1 protein-coding gene is annotated in these 539 nt (G+C 64.2%); it reads left to right on the plus strand.

Going from position 1 to position 539, the window contains the following annotated elements:
• Positions 1 to 539 (plus strand): hemagglutinin repeat-containing protein (locus tag ACFOMF_RS16655; RefSeq protein WP_386366967.1); only part of this gene is annotated, 539 nt, incomplete at both ends.

Here is a 539-nt window from a genome sequence, read left to right on the forward strand (position 1 = left end):
AGTCACCCGCCAGGAAGACCATGTCCAGCAACAGGCCAGCGAGATCAGCGCCGGCGGCAGCCTGGGCATCGTCGCCGGGCAGGACCTGAACCTGATTTCCAGCAGGATCAGCGCGAACGACGAAGCCTACCTGGTGGCCGGCGGCGAGCTGAACCTGCTGGCGGCACAGGACTACGACTACTCGCTGTACCAGAAGAAGAAAAAGGGCAGCTTCGGCCGCAAGAGCTTCAAGCGCGACGAAACAACCAGCCTCGAGCACGTGGGCAGCGAAATCAGCACGGGCGGCGACCTGCTGCTGGTCAGCGGCGGCGACCAGACCTACCAGGCGGCGAAACTCACCAGCGGAGAAGACCTGACCCTTTCCAGCGGCGGCACGATCACCTTCGAAGGCGTCAAGGACCTCGAGCAGGAAAGCCACGAGAAGAGCAAGAGCAGCTGGGCCTGGCAATCGGCCGAGGGCAAGGGCACGACCGACGAGACCCTGGTACAGAGCCAACTGATCGCCCAGGGCGAGTTGGTCATCCAGGCGGTGGAAGGGC

The organism is Stutzerimonas tarimensis (assembly GCF_042648805.1).
Classification (GTDB): Bacteria; Pseudomonadota; Gammaproteobacteria; order Pseudomonadales; family Pseudomonadaceae; genus Azomonas; species Azomonas tarimensis.